The 22,579-nt window shown below is 57.2% G+C and carries 16 protein-coding genes; 11 read left to right on the top strand and 5 right to left on the bottom strand.

Annotated elements, in window-relative coordinates; genetic code table 11:
• Positions 1-74: 74 nt before the first annotated feature.
• Both QZ170_RS04285 and QZ170_RS04280 read right to left on the bottom strand, forming a co-directional pair.
• Positions 75-677, bottom strand: coding sequence for a hypothetical protein (locus tag QZ170_RS04285; protein ID WP_297177639.1), 603 nt, complete (start codon positions 675-677; stop codon positions 75-77).
• A gap of 92 nt (positions 678-769) precedes the next feature.
• Positions 770-3,103 carry a TonB-dependent receptor gene (locus QZ170_RS04280; protein ID WP_297177636.1) on the bottom strand — a complete coding sequence of 778 codons (2,334 nt, stop codon included), beginning with the start codon at positions 3,101-3,103 and terminating at the stop codon, positions 770-772.
• A gap of 842 nt (positions 3,104-3,945) precedes the next feature.
• On the opposite strand from QZ170_RS04280, the gene QZ170_RS04275 reads away from it, so the two are divergent.
• The 4 genes from QZ170_RS04275 (at position 3,946) to QZ170_RS04260 (ending at position 11,227) form a co-directional block, all read left to right on the top strand.
• Positions 3,946-4,863, top strand: coding sequence for a dihydrodipicolinate synthase family protein (locus tag QZ170_RS04275; protein WP_297177633.1), 918 nt, complete (start codon positions 3,946-3,948; stop codon positions 4,861-4,863).
• 1 nt (position 4,864) lies between these two features.
• Positions 4,865-6,055 (top strand): AGE family epimerase/isomerase, encoded by a 1,191-nt coding sequence (locus QZ170_RS04270; RefSeq protein WP_297177630.1) that lies wholly within the window; start codon positions 4,865-4,867, stop codon positions 6,053-6,055.
• Between the two features lie 255 nt (positions 6,056-6,310).
• A complete protein-coding gene (locus tag QZ170_RS04265; RefSeq protein ID WP_297177627.1) occupies positions 6,311-9,622 on the top strand; it encodes a SusC/RagA family TonB-linked outer membrane protein in 3,312 nt (1,103 codons plus the stop codon).
• 12 nt (positions 9,623-9,634) lie between these two features.
• The gene (locus tag QZ170_RS04260; RefSeq protein ID WP_297177624.1) at positions 9,635-11,227 is read left to right on the top strand and encodes a RagB/SusD family nutrient uptake outer membrane protein; all 1,593 of its coding nucleotides are present in this window, start codon (positions 9,635-9,637) and stop codon (positions 11,225-11,227) included.
• A gap of 187 nt (positions 11,228-11,414) precedes the next feature.
• Here the strand turns inward: QZ170_RS04260 and QZ170_RS04255 are convergent, their stop codons facing one another.
• Positions 11,415-12,176 carry a WGR domain-containing protein gene (locus QZ170_RS04255; protein WP_297177621.1) on the bottom strand — a complete coding sequence of 254 codons (762 nt, stop codon included), beginning with the start codon at positions 12,174-12,176 and terminating at the stop codon, positions 11,415-11,417.
• Positions 12,177-12,372: 196 nt separating this feature from the next.
• A complete protein-coding gene (locus QZ170_RS04250) occupies positions 12,373-13,677 on the bottom strand; it encodes an acetyl-CoA hydrolase/transferase C-terminal domain-containing protein (protein WP_297177618.1) in 1,305 nt (434 codons plus the stop codon).
• A gap of 870 nt (positions 13,678-14,547) precedes the next feature.
• Between QZ170_RS04250 and QZ170_RS04245 the strand changes: the two genes are divergently transcribed.
• The 6 genes from QZ170_RS04245 (at position 14,548) to QZ170_RS04220 (ending at position 20,142) form a co-directional block, all read left to right on the top strand.
• On the top strand, positions 14,548-15,891 hold the full coding sequence (locus tag QZ170_RS04245; protein WP_297177615.1) for a glucose-6-phosphate isomerase: 1,344 nt from the start codon (positions 14,548-14,550) through the stop codon (positions 15,889-15,891).
• Between the two features lie 9 nt (positions 15,892-15,900).
• On the top strand, positions 15,901-16,509 hold the full coding sequence (locus QZ170_RS04240) for a DUF4290 domain-containing protein (RefSeq protein ID WP_297177612.1): 609 nt from the start codon (positions 15,901-15,903) through the stop codon (positions 16,507-16,509).
• A gap of 19 nt (positions 16,510-16,528) precedes the next feature.
• Complete coding sequence (gene murA / locus QZ170_RS04235) at positions 16,529-17,839, top strand: UDP-N-acetylglucosamine 1-carboxyvinyltransferase (RefSeq protein WP_297177609.1); 1,311 nt, start codon at positions 16,529-16,531, stop codon at positions 17,837-17,839.
• A 4-nt stretch (positions 17,840-17,843) separates the two neighbouring features.
• Complete coding sequence (locus QZ170_RS04230) at positions 17,844-18,386, top strand: 16S rRNA processing protein RimM (protein ID WP_297177606.1); 543 nt, start codon at positions 17,844-17,846, stop codon at positions 18,384-18,386.
• A 66-nt stretch (positions 18,387-18,452) separates the two neighbouring features.
• A complete protein-coding gene (locus QZ170_RS04225) occupies positions 18,453-19,418 on the top strand; it encodes a helix-turn-helix transcriptional regulator (RefSeq protein ID WP_297177603.1) in 966 nt (321 codons plus the stop codon).
• Position 19,419: 1 nt separating this feature from the next.
• A complete protein-coding gene (locus QZ170_RS04220) occupies positions 19,420-20,142 on the top strand; it encodes a CPBP family intramembrane glutamic endopeptidase (protein ID WP_297177600.1) in 723 nt (240 codons plus the stop codon).
• Positions 20,143-20,189: 47 nt separating this feature from the next.
• Here the strand turns inward: QZ170_RS04220 and QZ170_RS04215 are convergent, their stop codons facing one another.
• Positions 20,190-21,377, bottom strand: coding sequence for a Gfo/Idh/MocA family oxidoreductase (locus QZ170_RS04215; RefSeq protein ID WP_297177597.1), 1,188 nt, complete (start codon positions 21,375-21,377; stop codon positions 20,190-20,192).
• Between the two features lie 159 nt (positions 21,378-21,536).
• Between QZ170_RS04215 and QZ170_RS04210 the strand changes: the two genes are divergently transcribed.
• Entirely contained in the window at positions 21,537-22,493 is a 957-nt protein-coding gene (locus tag QZ170_RS04210; RefSeq protein WP_297177594.1) for an NAD-dependent epimerase/dehydratase family protein, read from the top strand.
• The last annotated feature ends 86 nt before the right edge of the window (positions 22,494-22,579 follow it).

Here is a 22,579-nt window from a genome sequence, read left to right as displayed (position 1 = left end):
GACGCAGCCCCACCGTGAGAGCATCTCTCGCGGTAGGGCTGTCGTCGAGGGGGTAGACTCCCTACGGATACCTACTAGAAGTGGAACTCAATGCCGAGGAGGAGATTAGCAGGCGAGAAGGATAGGCCAAAGCCTGAGGAACTCGTTCCCTCTCCCCCGGAGAAGGCAAACTTATTACGATAGCCGAGGAAGCCCCAGTACATATTCAGGTGAATAAGGCGAGATAGCTCTAGGCTCATCCCTGGGCGTACCCCGATCTCGAAGCCGGTCGTCCCACCGCCAGAGCTGACACCCAGTCCACCCTCTAGGTAGAAGTGCAGTGGATTGGTATGTGCAAAGTAGTAGCGGGCAAAGGGACGTAGGAGGAAGTAGGTCGTAGAGGCTCCCTGCTGCGATTGGTTCTGCAGCGAGAGGTTAGCACCGAAGCCTAGATCCTCGTTGAGGAGGTACATGAGGCCAGGGGATACGGCGATGGATGTGGTCTTGGCATCTTCGTTGCGCCAGAAGGAGAAGTTCCCCCCGAGGACGAAGCGCCTAGAGTCCCCATAGCTGGGGGCGGGTGCGGAGGTGGCACGCCCTGCCGTCACGTGGTACTGGGCTAGAGCTGGGACGCTGGTGGCGAGGCCAAGGATGGCGATGAGTGCCATGCCCCACCGGCGGATAGTCTGGTTCATCATAAGTCTTATCTATTAGTCGTTAGTGATCGGAGTCTACTGTACACAAAGGTAGCAAACTTTTTGACTTACAGACTATTTTTGCTCAATATCTACTACAGACGTATGCTAAGATCGACACCGAGCGTCCGAGGAGCCGAGGTCTGCACCATAGCCCCATTGGGCATCGGAGAGGCAGCAGAGAAGATCGTGTAGGAGCGATCTGCCAGATTATTTCCCCAGAGAGCTAGGCTCAGTCGGTCGTAGCTCACCCCGAGACGTGCACGCAGGTTCGTCTGTAGAGGTTCGGAGGTGCTGTTGTCCTCGGTCCAGTAGATCCGGCCAAAGCCCATGCACTCACCCTCACCAAAGAGGCGGAACTTCCCCCCGATATGCTCATTGAAGGAGAGCATCCCACTGAAGGTATGCTGGGGGATGAAGGGGACGAGATTGCCCTTCTTCGCACGGCCCGTCTCCTCGGTGAAGCGGGCGTCCGTCAGGCTATAGCTGGCCTGGGCAGAGAGCGAGCCGAGGAGTCGCTTGCTCGCCGAGAGCTCTACCCCCAGCGTGCGAGATCCGCCTGCATTCCCCACGATACGTCCAGCCCCAGTGCTCACGAAGCGAGTAAGCTGTAGATCACGAACCTGCATGAGGTAGAGCGAGCCCTCCAGTCGGAGCCCCAGCGAGACATCCTCGTAGCGTCCCCCGAGCTCGTAGCTCCAGCTATGCTCAGGGCGATAGGTCGTCCGCTCGGGGAGCGTCGTGGTGTCGAAGGGACGACCGAGGTGCGCCCCAGCGCTGAGGGTATTCTGTGTCTGTGCCTGCACGATGAGGTCAGAGAAGGACTGTTCGTTGAAGCCCCCAGCCTTATGCCCTCGGGTGATCGTCGCATGTAGGGTCAGATGGTCGAGGGGCTGCCACTGTAGAGCGAGCTTTGGGATGAGGTGCCAGTAGTCGCTCTTCTGAGAGCCACGTAGGACGAGGGGCTGTCCAGAGATGATGCTATTGTCCACAGGGTTCTTTAGGGCAAAGTCCTCCAGCCCCTTCACATCATACTCTAGGTCGTGACGCTCGTAGTCTAGACGTAGACCAGCGGTGAGGGTGAAGCCACGGCCGAGGACAAGGGCACTCTCGTGATACAGAGCTACTCCCCAGTCGGGCATAGAGAAGCTATTGAGGTTCACCACATCAGCCCCCCCTGGGCGAGGAACGTACTGATAGGCAGGGATACGGGCAGCGATCTGTGGACTGCGGGCAGCGATCTGTCGCTTCATCTGGGCGATCCCCTGCCCGATCAGTAGGCCTGCCCCACGCGCTGAGTAGGTCACGGGGACGTCAATCTTCTTCGCATCGTAGTAGCCGAAGAGCCCGGCACTCCAGCGGTACTTTGCCCCCTCGCTCGGTAGCCCCTTGAGGATCAACTCCTGCGTGAAGCCGTGCTCCTTCAGTCGCTGGTCTGCCATGAAGAGGCGCATGCTAGAGGCATCCATATCGAGCTGTGCTCGGTCATACAGATACTGGTAGCTCGTAGCGGACTGGAGCTGGAGTGCATCGCTCACACGGTAGCCGACGAGGTAGCGAGCCGTAGCGGCATGTCGCTCATAGGTCTCTGGGGCATCGGCAGCCAGAGGGAGGGGCTTGCGGGTGCGGATGTCCAGCAGACGATAGGGGAAGCCCCCTTGGTTCACGTAGTCACCCTGTAGGCTGAGTGCCATATCTAGGCGGTCGTTGGGGCGGTACTCTAGCTTGGCGAAGCCCGCTACCATACGTAGGCTGTCCTGCTTGGCCTTGGTAGTCTCGTTGTAGAAGTAGCCTTGGCGCATCGAGCCCGAGAGGCCATAGCTGAGCCCGAGCGTCTCACTGAGGCGTAGAGCCTGCTCCACCGAGGCACGCAGATAGCCCTGCGTACCAGCTGTGAGGCGAGCCTCTCCACCAGCTCGGTCAAAAGCCGATCGAGTATAATAGCTGATGATCCCCGACATAGCGTTGCGGCCGTAGAGCGTCCCCTGTGGGCCTCGCAGCACCTCGACACCAGCGATCCCGGGGAGGTCAAGATTGAAGCCCGACTTATTCAGCACGGGTACCCCGTCCAGATACAGCCCGATCGTCTGCCCCGTGCTACGAGCTCCGCTCCCACGGAGGTAGATAGCGGCACTACGCTTGGAGCCGTAGTCGGGGATGAAGAGGCTGGGGACACGACTCGTCAGATCCGTCACACTCTGGATGCGGTACAGCCCGAGCTCCTTGCCGTTGATCCAGGTCAGGCTCACGGGAGCCTTACCCGAGGGGGCAGTCATACGCTGAGGGACGTAGCCACTGATGATCACCTCATCCAGCAGGTGGGTGGCGAGGCTATCCCGCTCCTCCGCAGAGGCGAGGACGGGAGAGGCGAGGGCAAGCAGCCCTGCACAGACAGTCAGGGAAAGGACTCCCCTACGCTTGTCGTTCATTATTGGTAGTAAGCTATTCATTAGTGATAATTTTCTCCTTTGGTTGCACAAAGGTATATTCTCGAGACCTAAGTTTTAACACACATTGGGATTTTACCCGCTTCTGGTCACGAAATAGTACGAATATCCCATTTCATCACCCGACAAAGTACGAAATAGAGCTAAACAGATACCTATAAGGTCTCCTCCTCTGGGTCTATAGAGCCGGGTGAAGTAGATCCTCCCGAGGAAGCAGAGACGCCTCTATAGGAGTGCCCTACGAGACGATACTTAGAGCGAGGTAGTGTACACGCGTGTACACTGTTGTGTACACGTGGGTATATAACAGTGTACACACGTGTATACTCCCCCGCCCTAGATAGTAGGGGTATGCCCACCCAATCTACCCCTAGGGTACGGAGGTTTCTACCCTCGGCCTATGCTCCTCAGCCTCTTGGCTCCCGACCTCTAGGGACGTCTGGTATCAGCTCTCCCCCTACTCGTATCCTCACCCCCTAGTCTCATATATAATAATAGGTACGCGCGCACGAGGTGGCGAGGCGGAGGGGGCAGGCTGAGGGGAAGACGATACCATCATACTCTAGGGAGCAGGATAGAGGGGCACTCCCTAGGCTCAGATACCGATAGCTATGTGATGGGGAGCATGTGGGGTAGTACTCCAAGTCCCCCCGAAGGGCAGGGCGAGGAGGGGGAAATGCCCCACTCACTCTGGATCGGTGCGGTGCAACGGAAAATATCGGTTATCTTTGCCTGAGACTTAGTTTCTATCGCCTCCGCCCCCTAGGTGCAGATGGAGGTATGCAGAGCTATCAACTGTACACATTACATATATACCTAGATCAATGGAAAAGATCCAAGGGCTCCTCGTAGCCCCCTTTACCCCCTTCTCCCCAGACGGCGAGGTAAACTATGAGCCGATCGCTCGCTATGCAGCTATGCTTCACAAGAATGGACTCAAGGGTGTCTTCATCAACGGCTCCTCGGGCGAGGGCTATATGCTGAGCGATGAAGAGCGGATGCGCCTAGCGGAGCGTTGGGTGGAGGTCGCTCCCCGAGACTTCAAGGTCATCGTACACGTGGGGAGCACCTGCGTACGCTCCTCCCGCCAGCTCGCTGAGCACGCTGCTAAGATCGGGGCTTGGGGTATCGGGGCTATGGCCTCTCCCTTCCCCAAGGTAGGACGTGTGGAGGAGCTGGTGAAGTACTGCGAGGAGATCGCAGCGGGTGCCCCCTCCCTACCCTTCTACTACTATCACATCCCCGTCTTCAACGGCGCTTACCTTCCCATGGTCGAGTTCCTAGAGGCTGTCGATGGGCGTATCCCCAACTTCGCTGGGATCAAGTACACCTATGAAAGCCTCTACGAATACAACCAGTGCAAGCTCTACAAGGGCGGGAAGTACGACCTCCTTCACGGGCAGGACGAGACCCTACTAGCAGGACTAGCTGCCTGCGACGTGCAGGGAGGCATCAGCGGTACAGCCAACTACTGCGGTAATGTCCTCGTGGGGGTCATCAAGGCCTTCCGTGCGGGAGACCTCGAGCGGGCTCGTGAGCTACAGAATTACAACCAAGAGGTGATCAACGTCATCTGTCGCTACCGTGGCAATATCGTCGGTGGTAAGCGCATCATGAAGCTCATGGGACTAGATCTGGGGCCGAACCGTACCCCATTCCGCAACATGACCGCCGACGAAGAAGCACAGATGAAGAAGGAGCTGGAGGCGATCAACTTCTTTGCTCAGGGTAATACCTTCTGATATGGAACACATCAAGAGCTATCTCACCTACTGGCGAGACCGATACCGTGAAGACCTAACGACGGATATACTGCCCTTCTGGCTGGAGCATGGCCTCGACCGGAAGCACGGCGGTATCTACACCTGCCTCGACCGAGAGGGCAAGCTGATGGACACGACTAAGAGCGTGTGGTTTCAGGGGCGCTTTGCCTTCATCGCCTCGTTTGCCTACAACCAGATCGAGCGCCGTCCCGAGTGGCTGGAGGCGGCACGCCTTGCGATCGAGTTCATCGAGCGTCACTGCTTCGACGAGGATGGACGGATGTACTTCGAGGTGACTGAGCGGGGACTCCCCCTGCGTAAGCGCCGCTACGTCTTCAGCGAGACCTTCGCTGCCATCGCCTTCAGCGAGTACGCCCTCGCCACAGGGGATACCGCCTATGCAGCTAAGGCGCTAGGACTCTTCCGAGACATCCAGCGCTTCCTCTCCACCCCGGGCTTCCTGCCTCCGAAGTACACAGAGTACCTCAAGGCCGAGGGGCACTCCATCGTGATGATCCTCATCAATACGGCCAGCCGCATCCGTGCTGCTATGCCAGACCCACTGCTGGACGAGCAGATAGAGCGATCGATACGAGCCCTAGAGGCACACTTCATCCATCCCGAGTACAAGGCGCTCCTCGAGATGGTAGGGTCCAACGGGGAGTTCATAGACACGCTCCAGGGGAGACTCATCAACCCAGGGCACTGCATCGAGACCGCCTGGTTCCTCCTAGAGGAAGCCAAGGCACGAGGGGGCGACAAGCACCTGATCGGACTTGGCAAGAAGATCCTCGACTGGTCGTGGGCATGGGGCTGGGACGAGGAATACGGGGGCATCATCAACTTCCGTGACTGCAAGGGCTTCCCGTGTCAGGACTATGCTCAGGACATGAAGTTCTGGTGGCCCCAGACAGAGGCTATCATCGCCACCCTCTACGCCTACCAGATGACCCGAGACGAGCGCTATCTGAAGCTCCACCGCCAGATCAGCGACTGGACCTACGCCCACTTCCCAGACCCCGTCCACGGAGAGTGGTACGGTTACCTCCACCGAGACGGCTCTGTGGCACAGAATGCCAAGGGCAACCTCTTCAAAGGCCCCTTCCACATCCCACGTATGATGATCAAGGGCTACCAGCTCTGTCAGGAGCTCCTACAGCAGATCGACTAGTCTCCGCTAGGTCTCCTTCCCACCTCTCAGCACTCCCGCTATGTCTTCACGGAGTGGCACCACCCTATCCACCCCACCCCTATGGTACCCCTACGGCACTTCTGGGGAGGGGATGAGGGAGCGGTACCCCCTGATGATCTAGCGGGAGTGCTGCATCCTTCCCCCCTACACTCCTCCCTAGCCTTGTCCTCTCGGCTCTGGGGGGATCTCACTACAGCATAACACGCTACAAACCACTAATCCAAGCTTATGAGTATGAAAAGTACACTACTCATCCTCCTAGCTCTGTGCCTGAGCTTACCCGCCCGGGCACAGGGACGTCTCCTCACGGGTCTGATCCAGGATACGTCACAGACCCCGATCGCTGGAGCCAGCATCCGCGAGGAAGGTACCTCGCACGGCTGTCTAAGCGATAACCAAGGAAGATTCCGCCTCCAGCTACGGGGCGCTCAGGCAAAGATCACCGTCTCCTGCGTCGGCTTCGTCTCACAGACGATCAGTATCGATCGGCAGCGTCCCTCCGACCCCCTCGTCGTGACGCTACTCGAGGATACCAAGCTCCTCGGTGACGTCGTCGTCACAGCCTACGGCGCACAGCAGCTGCGAGGCAAGATAACGACCTCCATCTCCTCTGTCCGCAACGAGACGCTTGCCAAGGGGCTCTTCTCCAACCCCGCCCAGGCACTCTCCGGTGCCGTCTCTGGCCTACGTGTGCTACAGCTCTCTGGGAGTCCTGGGGCTACCCCTAGTATGATCCTACGTGGAGGTACGAGCCTCACAGGCGAGGGCTCTCCCCTCGTCGTCATCGATGGTCAGGTGCGGAGTGACCTCAGTGACATCAACCCCGAGGACATCGAGCAGATGCAGGTGATGAAGGACGCTGGTGCAACTGCTATCTATGGAGCCCGTGCCAACAACGGCGTACTGCTGATCACCACCAAGCGAGGCAAAACAGGCTATAGTGAGATTCGCTTCAAGGCCAAGGTAAGCGCCAACGTCCACCACGACCTCTACGAATACCTAGGAGCGGAGGACTATATCCGACTACAGCGCATCGCTACACGGGACAATGCCCAGATATACAAGAATAGCGCAGGGGACTACGTAGGCTTCGGCGATATGTCTCCCCTGACGAGCAACGTAGGCTTCGGTACAGGACACTCTTACTACGACCCTCAGGGTCAGCCCTACGATGGTAATAAGTCCCCCGAGGGGCTCTACGGACTCTACGAGTACGAAGACCGGCTCAAGCATCTACTAGACAAGGGCTGGAAGACCATGACTGACCCCGTGACCGGCAAGAAGCTTATCTACTCGGAGTTCTCTCTACGCAAGGAGAATATCCGCGAGGTCGCTCTACGTCAGGACTACAACCTGAGCTTCACTGGGGGCAATGACCGAGGGAACTACTATGCCAACCTCGGCTATAACCACAGCGAAGGGAATGCCCTCATAGACTGGTACAAGCGTGTGAGCCTAATGCTCAATGCCGACTACAAGATCCGTCCTTGGCTCACGACCAAGAGCAGTGTCTCCTTCTCCCGTGCAGCCTGGGACAAGCTCCCCAATGGAGAGAATGCAGATGCCGACTACTTCGGACGTATGTCCAGCGTACCACCGACCTTCAGGGGCTATAATGACAAGGGCGAACGTCTCATTGGTCTCGGTGAGAAGGAGCTGAACTGGAGGCTCATCAAGGATGCCTTTGTCAATGACCACAAGACCAATAAGCTCAGCCTAAACCAAAGCTTCGTCTTCGGTATCCTCTCTGGCCTAGATCTCAAGGTGAGCGGACTCTGGTTCTTCCGTCAGACTTGGCGTGAAGACTTCGAGAAGGACCACCTAATCGCTCCTGGACTCTACAACCGCACCCGCAAGAGCACAGCCTCGGCCTTCGAGACCCTCGACCAGACGTACAATGCTGTCCTGAACTATCAGGGCAGGCTCCACGGACACCATATCAATGCACTCGTAGGAACGGAGTACTACGACAGCTATACCAAGGTACTCTCTGCCTCAGGTGAGGGCGCACAGTCGGATGACTTTGGCTCACTCAGCTACACCAGTGACGAGAAGGGCATGCGCAAGACCAGCACAGCACATACTCGGGAGCGTATCCTCTCCTACTTCGGACAGGTCAATTATGACTACGCTGACCGCTACCTCCTCTCTCTTGTCAGTCGCTACGATGGCTACTCTAGGCTGATAGAGCATCGCTGGAGTTTCTTCCCCGGTATCTCGGGGGGATGGGTCTTCACACGTGAACCCTTCTTCAAGTCACTAGGTCTATCCGATGTCCTAAGCTTCGGTAAGCTACGTGTCAGCTACGGGAGCAACGGGAATGTGTCGGGCATCGGCCCCTACTCTCTACGTGGCTCTTACAACCTCTCCCGCTATGGAGGCAAGGTAGGTATCGGGCTCTCCCAGATCCCTAATCCCTATCTGCTCTGGGAGAAGACCAATACCTTCGAGGTAGGGGGTGACTTCGGCCTTTGGGACAATCGTCTGACGCTGAACCTCACCTACTACAACCGCATCACCTCCGACCAGATAGCCGACATCACCCTACCCTCTCACACGGGGATCAACCAGCATCAGACCAACAACGGCCAGCTACGTAACCGTGGCTTCGAGCTCGACCTCTCGGCTAAGATCCTTACCGCAGGAGACTGGAGGTGGACCGTGAACTTCAACGCTGGAGTCAATAAGAACACCATCCTCAAGCTCCCCTATAATGGCCTAGAGCGCAACCGTCAGGATGCTATCCAGGTCTACAGTGGCAAGGGCAATGAGAAGACTTGGGTCGGAGGATTACAGGAGGGGCAATCCCCCGGGGACATCTATGCCTTCCAAGCGGATGGTCTATATCGCAGCCCCGACGAGATCCCAGGCAATCTCATCGATAAGATGCCTGCTCGTCCCCTCTATGGGCCTAAGGCTTGGGAGGCACTCAGCCAAATGGAGCGTGACCTAGGCATAGCCTTCCCCATACAGCCAGGTGATGTACGCTGGCGAGACGTCAATGGGGATGGAGTCATCGACCAGTTCGACCAAGTAAAGGTTGGGAACAAGAACCCTTGGCTTACTGGAGGGCTCTCCACCGAGCTAAGCTATCGTGGACTCAGTCTCAGCATACGTATGGACTATGCCGTAGGGCATCATGTCACCGACTACCGCACACCCGAGATCATGGGGAACGCTCGTGAGGGGGCTAACACCATCACGCTAGCTCGTGACCACACCTACAGCGAGTCCAACCGCCAGGCTAAGTATCCTCGTTATCTACCGATGGATATAGTAGGGAAGTTCAACTATAATCGACCCTCTTCGATGTTCATCTATCGAGGTGATTACCTTGCTCTGCGTGAGATCTCGCTCAGCTACCAGCTCCCCAAGGCCTGGACGAAGCGCCTCTCGATGAATGGCCTAGAGCTATACTTCACGGCACAGAACCTCGGCTACCTCACCGCTGCCAAGTACGTCTACTCCCCTGAGCCCGGTGCTAGTGGCTGGGGTGGATATGCTCTGCCCCGTGTCTTCATGTTCGGCCTTAATGTAGGACTCTAATCAATGACTGCAATGAACAAGCATATACAAGCCACCCTCCTTGGCCTCCTGCTCCTCCTAGGTCTCTCGACCTCTTCGTGTAAAGGTCTACTGGATCTCCCACCTATCGACCACCACTCCGAGGGTAGCTTCTGGACGAGCAAGGCTCAGGTAGAGGCCAACCTCATAGCCCTACACAGCGACCTCAGAGGGCGATATAGTGTGATACGTGCCTTCGGTGAGCTACGAGCAGGCACGATGAAGGTAGGTACCGCCGCTACGGGCGAGCAGCTACAGCAGCCTGAGCTCAAGCGCAACCTCCTCAGTGCCGAGCGGGTAAGCATCGAGGACTGGGGTGGGCTCTACTCCTGTATCCTACGTGTCAATCTCTTCATCAAGAAGGTCTCCGACGACTGCCCCTTCCTCTCCGAAGACGAACGTCGTCTACTGCTCGGCAAGGGATATGGTCTACGTGCCTACTACTACTTCCTGCTCTATCGTGCCTATGGAGGTGTCCCCCTAGAAACGGAGCCCGTAGTAGCGACCAAGCCCGTAGGCTCTACCGACCACTATTACAAGGCTCGCTCCACGGCACAGCAGACCCTCGAGCTCATTCGTCAGGACATCGACCGCTCCGAGACGCTCCTTGCCTCCTCGGCCTATGAGGGGAGTAAGATGGAGTGGACGCTTGGTGCGACGAAGATGCTCAAGGCCGAGATCTACCTCTGGTCTGCCAAGGTCACCACAGGAGACCATACCGCTACGGGTGCTACTGACCTCGCCATAGCTCGTCGTACCCTAGAGGAACTGATCAATAGTAATAAGTACCAACTGGAGTCCAACTTCGCCTCCATCTTTAACCCCACCAAGCGAGGGGGAGATGAAGTGATCCTAGCCCTCTACTTCGATCGTAATGAGGCTACGAATGACTATCGGGAATACCTCTACAACCAGATCCGCTTCGCAGGGGCAGCCCGAGACCTAAGTGGCGACCTCCTACCCGATGATCCCCTGAATATCCAGGGCACGGGACGACTCTTCAACGAGTATAAGTATTCCCTCGTCAAGAGCTTCGATGAGACGGACACACGTCGTGCGGCTACCTTCTTTGAGTTCCAGGCTGGACGTAAGGCTCCCTACCGTCTAGGCTCGGTGATGAAGAAGTACATCGGGCGCACTTACCCCGATGGCAAGCATATCTACGATAGTCAGATCATCCTCTATCGCTATGCTGATGCCCTGCTGATGCTCGCTGAGGTCAAGAACGCTCTAGGCGAAGACCCTTCAGTGGAGATCAATGCCGTACGTCAGCGTGCCTATGGGGCTGCCTTCACGGGACACGAGTATACCCATACTACGGCAGAGGCCGCTGAGCTCGCTATCCTACAGGAGCGGACGAAGGAGTTCGTGGGTGAGTACAAGCGTTTCTTTGACCTCATCCGCCTGCAGGATGGAGCCAAGAAGCCCCTCATCTTCTCGGTCGAGGCCAACTACCCCGACAACCCAAGTCTACCTAAGGCCTCCACGCCTGTGCTCTCCGAGAGTGAAGCCTACAAGGTCCTCTGGCCTATCGATCGTGAGGTACTGAGCCAAGACCCCAAGATCAAGCAGACTCCGGGCTACTAAGTCCTCCCCGAGACCCTCTCCCTCCCCGATATAGATACTGGGGCTAAGGAACGCCGATGTTCCTTAGCCCCAGTATCTATATCTGTCTCTATCTCCCCGCTATCTCGTCCCCGTATCTATCCGTCTCGCTCCGCTAGGTCTCTGATCGCTTCGTCTCTATGAGGAGAGGCTCTCCCCTCAGGGTGTATTACCTCGGCATCACCCCAGACTGTGCCGTCCAGTAGTGCTTGAGGTCACGTGTGATCTTCGCTAGGGTCTCGCTAGTCATCAGCCCGGGTGTCGTCGCCCGAGCCACAGCGATACGCCCTAGACGCTCTATGGCCAGTAGAGCTAGACGGTAGAGATTGGGGTGAAGCCGTCCCGTGATCTTGACTTGGGCAAGTGCCGAGGCGATGATCACCTGGTCGGTACGCTGGAGCTGACGCAGGGCTGGCTTCCCTGCTATCTCAGCCTCGCTCTGCCCCTGGAGCTCCTCGATAGTCTCTCCATGGGGTGGGTGGAAGGGGAGGTGATAGAGTCGGTGCAGGAGCTGCTGGGGGAAGTCCCCGAGCTCCGCATGAGGTCTCCGACGAAGCAGATCCGATAGTTCCCACAGAGCATCGATCCCCTCATCGCTACCGAAGGGGGCGGCCTCTGCTATGCTGGAGTAATAGAATGGCTCCGTGAAGTATGCTCTGAACGTCGGGTGGCTGGTCAAGGGATGTAGACCCATCGAGTCGTCATCATAGTAGTACTGGCCCATCGGGTCGAAGCCGTGGAGGTCTGTATAGCCCTTCTGTGTTTTTATGTCCACGAGTTCGCTGGCTTGAGCTAGGCATGTTTGTTCATCTGGGAATTCCCTTAACCCATAGCGACCCGAGGTGCCCGTTTTCCCCCAATTTATCATGAAGTCGGACCCAAGAGTCTCTATGCGCCAGAACTTATCGGACTTATCATCCGCTAAACGCATTACCCTGATCATCTCTGTACAAACTAGTTTATAGTTAGTCACCGAGGTACCACGATCGCACCTCCGTGAGCATGATATAATGATACCATACTATGTGTAGTAGTCGTACAAATATAACGAATTATCACAGAAAATAGCACTACCCGAGATATTTTCCATGATAATCCTTGTGGCCAGCCGGCTCGTGAGCTAGGCGCTACTGGCCGAAACGCGCTATGATGGCCTCCTGGAGCATAGGGCGATAGTCAGGGTGGGCAATACCAGCCAGCGCTATGGCTCGCTCCCGTAGGCTCAGCCCCCTCAGGCGGACAGCCCCGTACTCGGTGGCGACGTAGTCCACATCGTTGCGACTGGTCGTGACGGTAGCCCCTGCCGATAGGGTCGGGACGATACGGGAGCGTGTGCCCCCCTTGGTCGTCGAGGTGAAGGCGAGGATGGAGCGTCCGTTCTTCGAGCGTTTCACTCCACGGAGGTAGTCCACCTGCCCTCCCGTGCCACTGAACTGCTCGAGGCCGAGGGCTTCGGAGGCGACCTGACCACAGAGATCGATCTCCAGACACGAGTTGATGGAGACCATGTTGTCGTTTTGCCCGACGACGTAGGGGTCGTTCATGTGATCTACAGGATACATCTCGATCATCTCATTGCCATCGACGAACTCATACAGCTCGCGAGAGCCCATGATGATGGAGCTGGTGACCTTATGCGGGTGGAGCGTCTTCCTCGCCCCCGTGATATTGCCCGAGCGGATCATGTGCATGACCCCGTCGGTGAACATCTCAGTGTGTAGTCCCAGATCTCGCCGATCCCCGAGGCACTGCAGGACAGCGTCGGGGATCGCTCCGATCCCGATCTGCAGGGTATCGCCGTCATTGATGAGCTCCGCACAGATCTCCCCGATCCGCTGCTCCACGGGGCCAATCTTGGCTGTAGGGATCTCGACAAGCGGCTCATCGGTAGGGACTATATAGTCCAGTTTCGTGACGTGGATGAGGTTGTCCCCGCCGATGAAGGGCATCTGCTTATTCACCTCAGCGATGACGATCGGGGCGATCTCGGCAGCACACTTGGTATAGTCGCAGGAGACCCCAAAGGAGCAGTACCCCTGCTCATTAGGCGGGCTGACCTGTACGATGGCTACGTCTACGGGGAAGTCCCCCGAGCGCAGTAGCCAGGGCACCTCGTGGAAGTAGCAGGGGAGGAAGTCTACCCGTCGGTCTGCATAGGCAGGACGGCTATTCTTGTCAAGGAAGTTAAGGACAGGGTGTAGGCGTCCCTTCATCTCGGGGCGTAGGTGCCAAGGCTCACCGAAGTAGAGCATGTGGAAGACCTTGAGGTGGGTGTATCGCTCTCGCTCATCATACAGAGCCTTAGCTATCTGGACGGGGGCTGCGACAGCGTGCCCGAAGACTAGGTAATCACCGCTCTTGATGGCGGCACGTACAGCCTCGTGGGCCGTGGTGGTGTGGCTCGCAAAGTGTTCTTGCCAGTTCGTGCTCATATATGTATACAAGCTATAAGTCGCTAATCATTCAAGCTCGAGAGGCTGGGACGGCGCTCTCGTGGGGTGCATGGTGCTCCACGAGTATCTCTCGTTGCAAATATAGCAAGTATTCGGAAGATGCCAATACTCCGAGAGCCACACCCCTAGCTCCCCTGCTCCCGAAGGGCTAAGTGCCGCTCTCAGACACCCCTCGTAGGTAGCACCTGGGGAGGCGACTCGCCCCCTCAAGCTGAGTCGCCCCTCGCCCTCCCACGCAGTAGATACCACGAGCCTCGGAGAATGATAATCTTCCCACTCTCCTCCCCGCCTATCGTCCGCCGCTTGGCCTCTGTGAGAGGCTAGGGGCCCCTCGGAGAGAGCCCCCTCGGCCTCTCGGTAAGAGCGGAGGAGTGTACACACGTGTACACAAGAGTATACACGCGTGTACACAAGAGTGTACACGTGGGTACACAGAGACCCACTCGAGACACCCTCAAATGCAGGGGTATCGAGCATGCTCCCGTCCCTTCGGCGAAGGGGTTTCTGTGGGGGGATAATATCCTCTCTCCTCGGGGCATTATATATTCCCCCCCCTTGCTTACGTTCTTATCCGAGAGGATAGTCGCTGAGAGTGGCTCTGGGCAGTAGGTGATGTGAGGGAAGAGATGCCAAGGAGAGCGACAGGAGGGGGTAGGTGAGCCGTATAGATAGCTCACAAAACGAACTGATACTGTGCGTATAGTGCCTTTTTTGTATCTTTGTGTGAAACCCCATATGGGGTCTCATGCAGATAGGGACACAGGGAGGACTGGGAGAGGGCCTAAGGGTCTCCCCTCCTCTGGGTACCACCTATCCCACTAGGTACAGATAGAGAATAAAATAATGGATATGAAGTCTTTAGAACTAGACCTTTCAGGGATTCGCTCGCTCGTCTCCGACCAGGAGCTACAGGCGTGGCAGACCAAGAGTGATGCATATGTAGCCCAGCTCCATGCGGGCACTGGACAGGGGAGCGACTTCCTCGGATGGATCGATCTACCTGCGAAGATTACCGACCAAGACTTCACAGCGATAGAGGCTGCAGCCCGTAGCCTGCAGGAGCGCTGTGACTACGTCGTGAGTATCGGTATCGGAGGTAGCTACCTCGGTGCCCGTGCCGTGATCGAGGCTCTGACCCCGACCTTCGCAGCCTACCGTAAGGAGCACAGCGCACCTCAGGTGATCTTCGCTGGGCACAACATCGGTGAGGATTACCTGAGTGAGCTCGTAGACTTCCTCTCGGACAAGCGGTTCGGGATCATCAATATCTCCAAGAGCGGGACGACGACGGAGCCCGCTATCGCCTTCCGCATCCTCAAGGGTCTGCTCGAGCAGCAGGTCGGCCGTGAGGGCGCCCGTGAGCGTATCATCGCTGTGACGGACCGGGCACGTGGTGCTCTACGTACGCTAGCGGACAAGGAGGGCTACCAGACCTTCGTGATCCCCGACGACATCGGGGGACGCTTCTCCGTACTGACCCCAGTAGGGCTACTGCCGATCGCCGTAGCAGGCTTCGACATACGAGAGCTCGTACGTGGTGCTCGGGAGATGAAGGCGCAGGTAGACGAGGGAGTCCCCTTCGCAGAGAACCTCTCCGCCCTCTATGCTGCAGCACGCAACAGCCTCTACCAGCATGGCAAGAAGATCGAGATCCTCGGCAACTTCCATCCCAAGCTCCACTACATCGGCGAATGGTGGAAGCAGCTCTACGGTGAGAGCGAGGGCAAGGAGCACAAGGGGATCTTCAACGCAGCCGTAGACTTCACCGCCGACCTACACTCCATGGGACAGTGGATACAGGAGGGCGAGCGTACGATCTTCGAGACGATCATCAGCATCGCCACCCCAGATAGAGAGCTCCGCATCGCCTCGGACGCTGACAACCTAGACGGACTGAACTACCTAGCAGGCAAGCGTGTCGATGAGGTCAATAAGATGGCCGAGCTCGGCACCCGTATGGCACACGTCGACGGCGGTGTCCCCAATATCCGCATCACCCTACCCCAGCTGAACGCCTACTATATCGGTCAGCTCTTCTACTTCTTCGAGAAGGCCGTCGGTATCAGTGGCTACATGCTCGGGGTCAATCCCTTCAACCAGCCCGGTGTGGAGGCCTACAAGAAGAACATGTTTGCCCTGCTGGAGAAGCCCGGCTTCGAGGAGGCCACGCAGGCGATCAAGTCACGTCTATAACCCCCCTATATGGAATACAATAATCAACTACCCCCCATCACTATGCCGGAGTACGGGCGCAACATCCAGCGGATGGTCGCCCACTGTCGCACCATAGAGGATCGGGAGGAGCGTAACCGCTGCGCACGCACCATCATCCGTGCTATGGAGGCGATCGTACCCGAGAAGGGTGCCGCCCTCGACAAGGAGACGATCTACTGGGATCATCTAGCGATCATGGCGGACTTCGAGCTGGATGTAGACTATCCCGCTGGGACGATCACCCGCGAGGAGATCACGCTCAAGACGGAGAAGCCCGAGTATCCAGGTCACCTCATCCAGTACCGCTACTACGGACACTTCATCGTCGGGATGATCCGCAAGGTCTGCGAGATGGAGATGGGTCCCGAGCGCTCAGCCGCAGAGTACTTCGTCGCTATGCAGATGAAGCGAGACTACATGACCTGGAACCAGGAGACGGTCGAGGACATCAAGATCTTCAAGGATCTCTTTGAGCTCTCCGATGGCCAGATCCTGCTCACCCCAGAGAACTGCAAGCTCAACATCAACCCCAACACCATCGACAAGCCCGGCAAGCTACAGAAGCCCATCAATAGCAAGAAGGCAAAGAAGAAGTAACCCCCGTCCCCTATACACCATGGCATCCTATGTTATCGAAGGTGGCTACAGCCTAGAGGGCAGTATCCGCCCCCAGGGAGCAAAGAACGAAGCGCTCCAGATCATCTCCTCTGTCCTACTGACCCCAGAGGTAGTCACGATCCACAATATCCCCAACATTCTGGACGTGAACAACCTCATCGACCTACTACGTCAGGTCGGCGTCAAGGTCACGAAGCTCAACGAACAGGGGAGCTACACCTTCCAGGCTGATGAGGTCAATATCGACTACCTGCACAGCGAGGAGTTCCTCGGTAGAGCCCGAGCCCTGCGTGGCTCGATCCTCATGGCTGGGGCACTACTGGGTCGCTTCGGCTACGCTATCTTCCCCAAGCCCGGGGGGGACAAGATCGGGCGCCGTCGCCTAGATACACACCTGATAGGATTCCAAGAGCTAGGGGCTAGCTGCGTCTATGATGCTACGAAGCAGAGCTACATCCTAGAGGCTCGACAGCTCCAGGGAAAGTACATGCTCCTCGACGAAGCCTCCGTCACCGGGACAGCCAATATCCTCATGGCTGCTGTGCTAGCCGAGGGCGTCACGACGATCTACAACGCAGCCTGCGAGCCCTACCTCCAGCAGCTCTCCAAGCTCCTCGTACGCATGGGAGCTCATATCGAGGGTATCGGCTCCAACCGCCTCACCATTGAGGGGGTACAGTCCCTCCACGGTGCTGAGCATACGATGCTCCCCGATATGATCGAGATCGGGAGCTTCATCGGGATGGCAGCGATGACGAATTCGCACCTGCGCATACAGGATGTCAGCATCCCTGACCTCGGGATCATCCCGCAGGCCTTCCGCCGGCTCGGGATCACGATCCTGGAGGAGGGTGATGACCTCATCATCCCTCACCACCCCGACGGCTATGAGATAGACACCTTCATGGATGGGTCGATCCTCACCATAGCCGACGCCCCATGGCCCGGGCTGACGCCAGACCTACTGAGCGTCTTCCTCGTCACAGCGACACAGGCTAAGGGGAGTGTGCTCATCCACCAGAAGATGTTCGAGAGTCGCCTCTTCTTCGTCGATAAGCTCATCGACATGGGCGCACAGATCATGCTGTGCGATCCACACCGAGCCGTCGTCATCGGGCTCGGGGGACGACACCAGCTACGCGCCTCCACGATGGTCTCGCCAGACATCCGTGCGGGGATAGCACTACTCATAGCAGCGATGAGCGCTAGTGGCACTAGCGTCATCAACAATATCGAGCAGATCGACCGAGGCTATCAGGACATAGCTGGGCGACTAAACGCCCTCGGAGCCCGTATCTCTCGCCTCTAACCCTATGCTCCACAAAGAAGACTTCGAGCATATCGGCACGCTAGGTCGTGCACATGGTATCCAGGGGGAGGTAGCCGCCAAGCTCTCCGTAGACCTCTCGGGGCTATGGGAGCAGGGGGAGGCTACCTCCCTCTTCCTCATGCTCGAGGAACGGGGACTACTGATCCCCTATCGTGTACTAGGGCTCCGAAGCAAGGGGGGGGACATCGACCTACTGACCTTCTCAGGCATCACGACCAAGGAGGCTGCTGACCAGCTCTCGGGGCGTAGTGTCTGGCTCGACAAGGCCTACCTAGAGGACGAGGAAGCGGGTGATCTGATCGACCTCCACCACTTCGTCGGCTACGAGCTCTACGATGCCCAGCAGGGGACCCTCGTCGGAGCGATCACCGCCCTAGACGATACGACCCTCAATACGCTACTACGTGTAGAGCCCCCGTCAGGTGGCGAGCTCGTAGTACCGATAGCAGACGAACTGATCGAGCACGTCGAGGTCGGGGCTCACCGTCTCTATCTATTCATTCCTGATGGGCTACTAGAGCTATAGGGAGCGGGCGATGCACCGTCCCTGTGGTATTAGAGCTGGCTCAGATGGTTATTTATTCGAACACTCATGCACAAGTACTCTGCCCCCCACGTCCCAGACGAAGACCTCCTCTTCGCAGGTCAGTCTGTCTTCAAGCACAAGTCCGCAGCGCTTCTCTCTCTCCCACAGCTCCGCAGGCTCTCTCCAGACGATAGAGTATGCCTGCAGACGGAAGGCAACTATTACCTACTCTTCCTCCTAGAGGGGCGGGCAGAGCTACGGCTCAATACCCAGTACCCCACGACCCTCACAGAGGCTGGGGAGATGGTCTTCGTCCCTATGGGCTCCGTCGTGGAGGTCACGGCGACTGAGCCACTGGAGTATCTCACCTTTCACTTCCTCCCCAGCGTACACCTCTGTGCACGACAGTGCCCCGAGCGCCCCGTCCAGCACTTCAGCTCGGCAGCGGTGAAGGCCGTGGAGCCGTACCTGACACGTCTCCCCTTCTCCCCCGGGATCACCTACTGGACACGCTCGATCACCGAGTACCTCCAGTACTCTTTGTCTGACCTGAGGCTCTTCGATGTGAAGCTCCAGGAGCTCTTCCTCCTGCTGAGGATGAACTATGCCCGGCGCATGCAGGAGGAGTTCCTGCGCTTCTTCCACTGTCGGCGTGTAGGCTTCAGCTGTCAGGTCTTCAAGCATCACCTGAGCTGTCGTACGGTAGATGATCTGGCTATGGCTATGGGGGTATCGCCCTCGGCGCTGGCTCGTCTATTCGACGATGAGTTCGGCATCCCGCCGATGAAGTGGCTCCTACAGCAGCGGGCACGGCACGTCTACAAGGATCTTATCGATAGCGATCTATCACTGACGGAGATCGCAGAGCGGTATTACTTCTCCTCGGCAGGCTACCTCTCGGCCTTCTGCCGTCGTGTCTTCGGGCTCTCCCCGATCAAGATACGACGAGGGGATCTCAGTAGTGTCGGGGGCGAAGGGATAGAGCCTGAGGGAGAGGAAGGAGAGGGCTTAGAGGAGACGAAGGAGGCCTAGAGTGATAGATCCACGAAGGGAGCTCATGCTGCTACTCGGCTGGATACCCGTGTCTCTACTCGGGATCTCGCTACTGAGCATCCTAGCCATCCACCTTGTCCTGCCCCTACTCTCCGGGGCTACAATCCTCGTCCCCCTACTACGCCTCTGCCAGTATGCAGTGCCTGCGCTGGGTATGTTCCTCCTGCCCGTGTACCTCTTCCCAGAGGGGCGGAGGGCACGTAGCCTCCTACGCCAACCTCTCTTCCCAGAGGGCTGGAGCAGGAGGCAGATCATACGATGCCTCCTAGTCTGTGCTGTGGGCTATCTCCTTTGCAATATGCTGACAGACCTCATGACGGACTTCGCTGAGCGGATCGGTGTAGAGGCTGTGGACCGAGTAGAGCTGACGGTACGGGAGGAGCTACAGCGTCACCATGGCACACTAGTCTACTATTGGATCGCCTTCGCACTCATCCCTGCGGTCGTTGAGGAGCTCTTCTTCCGTGGGATGCTCCAGCCCCTACTGATCCGAAGCCTACCTATCCCCACCTATGCCTCCATCGGGATTGCCTCGGGGATCTTTGCCCTGATGCACCTCTCCTGGATTGGGTTCCTAGGGCGTATTATCCTAGGCTTCCTCCTAGGCTACTTGGCTCACGAGCTACGGAGTCTACGCCTGCCGATCCTCTTTCACCTGACGAACAACACACTCGCTCTGGCCCTCATCGCCTTTGACCTCTAGGGACTGAGCATTCATTTCTATCCCTTCAGATCCCTCTCCATACCGAGTCACTCCACGGGACGACTAGGCGTACGCCAGAGCCCATGGGTGAAGTCAGGGATCTCCACAGGTCGTCGCTCGCCCTCGGAGCGAGCACTTAGTTCAATGACCGAAGACCACAGCGCCGCATCATAGACGGTTAGGTCGAGAGGAAGCCCTCGGTGCAGGCAATGGATGAGCCGCGCATCCATCACATAGTTCATCACATTCTCCACTCCCTTGGCCTTGCCCTCTTGTATCCAGGGCTCTAGGGGAGAGCAAGCCTCTCGGGCTAGGTAATCCTCCACCTCACCACCGCTCAAAGCCTCGCTCCAGCCTCGTAGCTGGAGGGTAGGGATGGGATATTTGCAGAGGAAGCCCCCACTCCCAGAGAGAGACTGAATCCGAGAATAGGGACGAGGAGTACATAGATCTAGGTGGAGCGAGGCGGTACGCCCCAGCTCAGTACGTAGTAGGATCGTGCTGACTCGCTCCGAGAGTGGAGCCTCAGGATCCGAGGAGATCGCATAAAGCTCGGTGAAGCGATCACCATGATGAATATCTAGGAGCTGTGCCAGAGGCCCTATCCCATGAGTCGGATAGGCATTACCCGCAGCGAAGGGATAGCCCTCGTCCATCCAGCCTAGCAGGGGGATCTCTCCCTGACCTAGGGCACTCAGGCTATGCAGGTCATGGATGTAGCCACCCGAGCAGTGCTTGATACGCCCTAGCCGTCCCTCTGCTATCAGAGCTAACGTACGTAAGTGAAAGGGATCGAAGCAACAGTTCTCTAGCGGGAAGTAGTGTCGCCCCATGTACTCTGAGGTCTCCACAAGCCTCCAGCAGTCCTCCAGCGTCAGAGCCGCTGGTACCTCGACAGCTACATGCAGCCCCGCCTCCAGAGCCAAGCAAGCTAATGGTACGTGGCTATACCAATCCGTGCAGATGAGCACCAAGTCCACCTCTCCACTATATAGCATCTGGGGGATCTGCTCCCTACTATATCCCTTAGCCTCGGGGCAGCCCAGAGAGCTAAGGAGCATCTGCGCCTCTCGTATGCGCTCGGAATGAATGTCTGATAGGGCGACAATAGTCGCACCCTCTATGTACCTATAGCGCTGTATCGTACGTAGTCCACGCCGACCCAGTCCTATGATACCGAGACGCACGTGGGACAGGGGTGAGTAAGCGGGAGAGAGGGGGTGTTGTTCCTTCACTTCAGTCTGTCTATGAGTATTTTGTGCAAATATACATCATCTTCGGATTAGAATAATTACATTTGCCCCCGAGATAAGACATCCGTACGTCTTACGCCCGATGAGCATACGTCCATAATACAGACTTTATTATACGAGTAACATCAAACTGACGAGAGTATGAAAAACATTCTCATCATCGGATCTACAGGTCAGATAGGCACTGAGCTTGCCATGACCCTACGTAAGATCTATCCCACCGTCGTCGCCGGCTATATCCCTGCCGCCCCACCCAAGGGTGAGCTCCTAGAGAGTGGACCTAGTGAGATCGTGGACATCACGGATCCAGTGCAGATCGCAGAGGTCGTCCGTAAGTACAAGGTAGACACAATCTTTAACCTAGCCGCACTGCTGAGCGCCGTCGCAGAGGCCAAGCCTCAACTCGCTTGGAAGATAGGGCTAGGAGGACTCTTCAACGTCCTAGAGGTAGCACGCGAAGGCGGCTGTGCCGTCTTTACCCCCAGCTCCATTGGCTCCTTTGGCCCTGAGACTCCCCATGACAAGACACCACAGGATACCATCCAGCGCCCTAAGACGATGTATGGTGTGACCAAGGTCTCAGGGGAGCTCCTCAGCGACTACTATCACAAGCGCTTCGGTGTAGATACCCGCTCCGTACGCTTCCCTGGCCTTATATCCAACGTGGCTCCTCCGGGAGGTGGGACGACAGACTATGCCGTAGATATCTACTACGCTGCGGTACGTGAGGGACGCTTCAAGTGCCCACTCAAGCCTGGCACCTATATGGACATGATGTACATGCCCGACGCTCTAAGAGCCATCATTGAGCTCATGGAGGCTGACCCCACAAAGCTAGTCCATCGCAATTCCTTTAACGTCACGGCCATGAGCTTTGATCCCGAGGAGATCGCAGCGTCCATTAGGGAGGTTATCCCAAGCTTCGTGATGGAGTATGACCTCGATCCTCTACGTCAGGGGATCGCTGACTCTTGGCCTAACTCCCTAGACGACAGCTGTGCTCGCAACGAATGGGGATGGAAGCCCGAGTATGATCTCAAGGCTATGACCCTAGACATGATCGAGACAATCAGACGTAAGGATTCCGCTAAGGCATAGCATCGACATGCCCACTCGGGCATAACGATAGCACGCACTAGAGCGAGCCTACCCGCATAAGCAAAGTACCAGACACCCTCTCGTAG

Source organism: uncultured Porphyromonas sp., from assembly GCF_905372525.1.
Classification (GTDB): Bacteria; Bacteroidota; Bacteroidia; order Bacteroidales; family Porphyromonadaceae; genus Porphyromonas.
This window is presented reverse-complemented; position numbering and strand designations above follow the sequence as displayed.

Excerpts from the sequence above, each read along its gene's own strand:
- QZ170_RS04285 (WP_297177639.1), bottom strand. The coding sequence starts at position 677 with ATGATGAACCAGACTATCCGCCGGTGGGGCATGGCACTCATCGCCATC.
- QZ170_RS04280 (WP_297177636.1), bottom strand. The coding sequence starts at position 3,103 with ATGAACGACAAGCGTAGGGGAGTCCTTTCCCTGACTGTCTGTGCAGGG.
- QZ170_RS04275 (WP_297177633.1), top strand. The coding sequence starts at position 3,946 with ATGGAAAAGATCCAAGGGCTCCTCGTAGCCCCCTTTACCCCCTTCTCC.
- QZ170_RS04270 (WP_297177630.1), top strand. The coding sequence starts at position 4,865 with ATGGAACACATCAAGAGCTATCTCACCTACTGGCGAGACCGATACCGT.
- QZ170_RS04265 (WP_297177627.1), top strand. The coding sequence starts at position 6,311 with ATGAAAAGTACACTACTCATCCTCCTAGCTCTGTGCCTGAGCTTACCC.
- QZ170_RS04260 (WP_297177624.1), top strand. The coding sequence starts at position 9,635 with ATGAACAAGCATATACAAGCCACCCTCCTTGGCCTCCTGCTCCTCCTA.
- QZ170_RS04255 (WP_297177621.1), bottom strand. The coding sequence starts at position 12,176 with ATGCGTTTAGCGGATGATAAGTCCGATAAGTTCTGGCGCATAGAGACT.
- QZ170_RS04250 (WP_297177618.1), bottom strand. The coding sequence starts at position 13,677 with ATGAGCACGAACTGGCAAGAACACTTTGCGAGCCACACCACCACGGCC.
- QZ170_RS04245 (WP_297177615.1), top strand. The coding sequence starts at position 14,548 with ATGAAGTCTTTAGAACTAGACCTTTCAGGGATTCGCTCGCTCGTCTCC.
- QZ170_RS04240 (WP_297177612.1), top strand. The coding sequence starts at position 15,901 with ATGGAATACAATAATCAACTACCCCCCATCACTATGCCGGAGTACGGG.
- murA (WP_297177609.1), top strand. The coding sequence starts at position 16,529 with ATGGCATCCTATGTTATCGAAGGTGGCTACAGCCTAGAGGGCAGTATC.
- QZ170_RS04230 (WP_297177606.1), top strand. The coding sequence starts at position 17,844 with ATGCTCCACAAAGAAGACTTCGAGCATATCGGCACGCTAGGTCGTGCA.
- QZ170_RS04225 (WP_297177603.1), top strand. The coding sequence starts at position 18,453 with ATGCACAAGTACTCTGCCCCCCACGTCCCAGACGAAGACCTCCTCTTC.
- QZ170_RS04210 (WP_297177594.1), top strand. The coding sequence starts at position 21,537 with ATGAAAAACATTCTCATCATCGGATCTACAGGTCAGATAGGCACTGAG.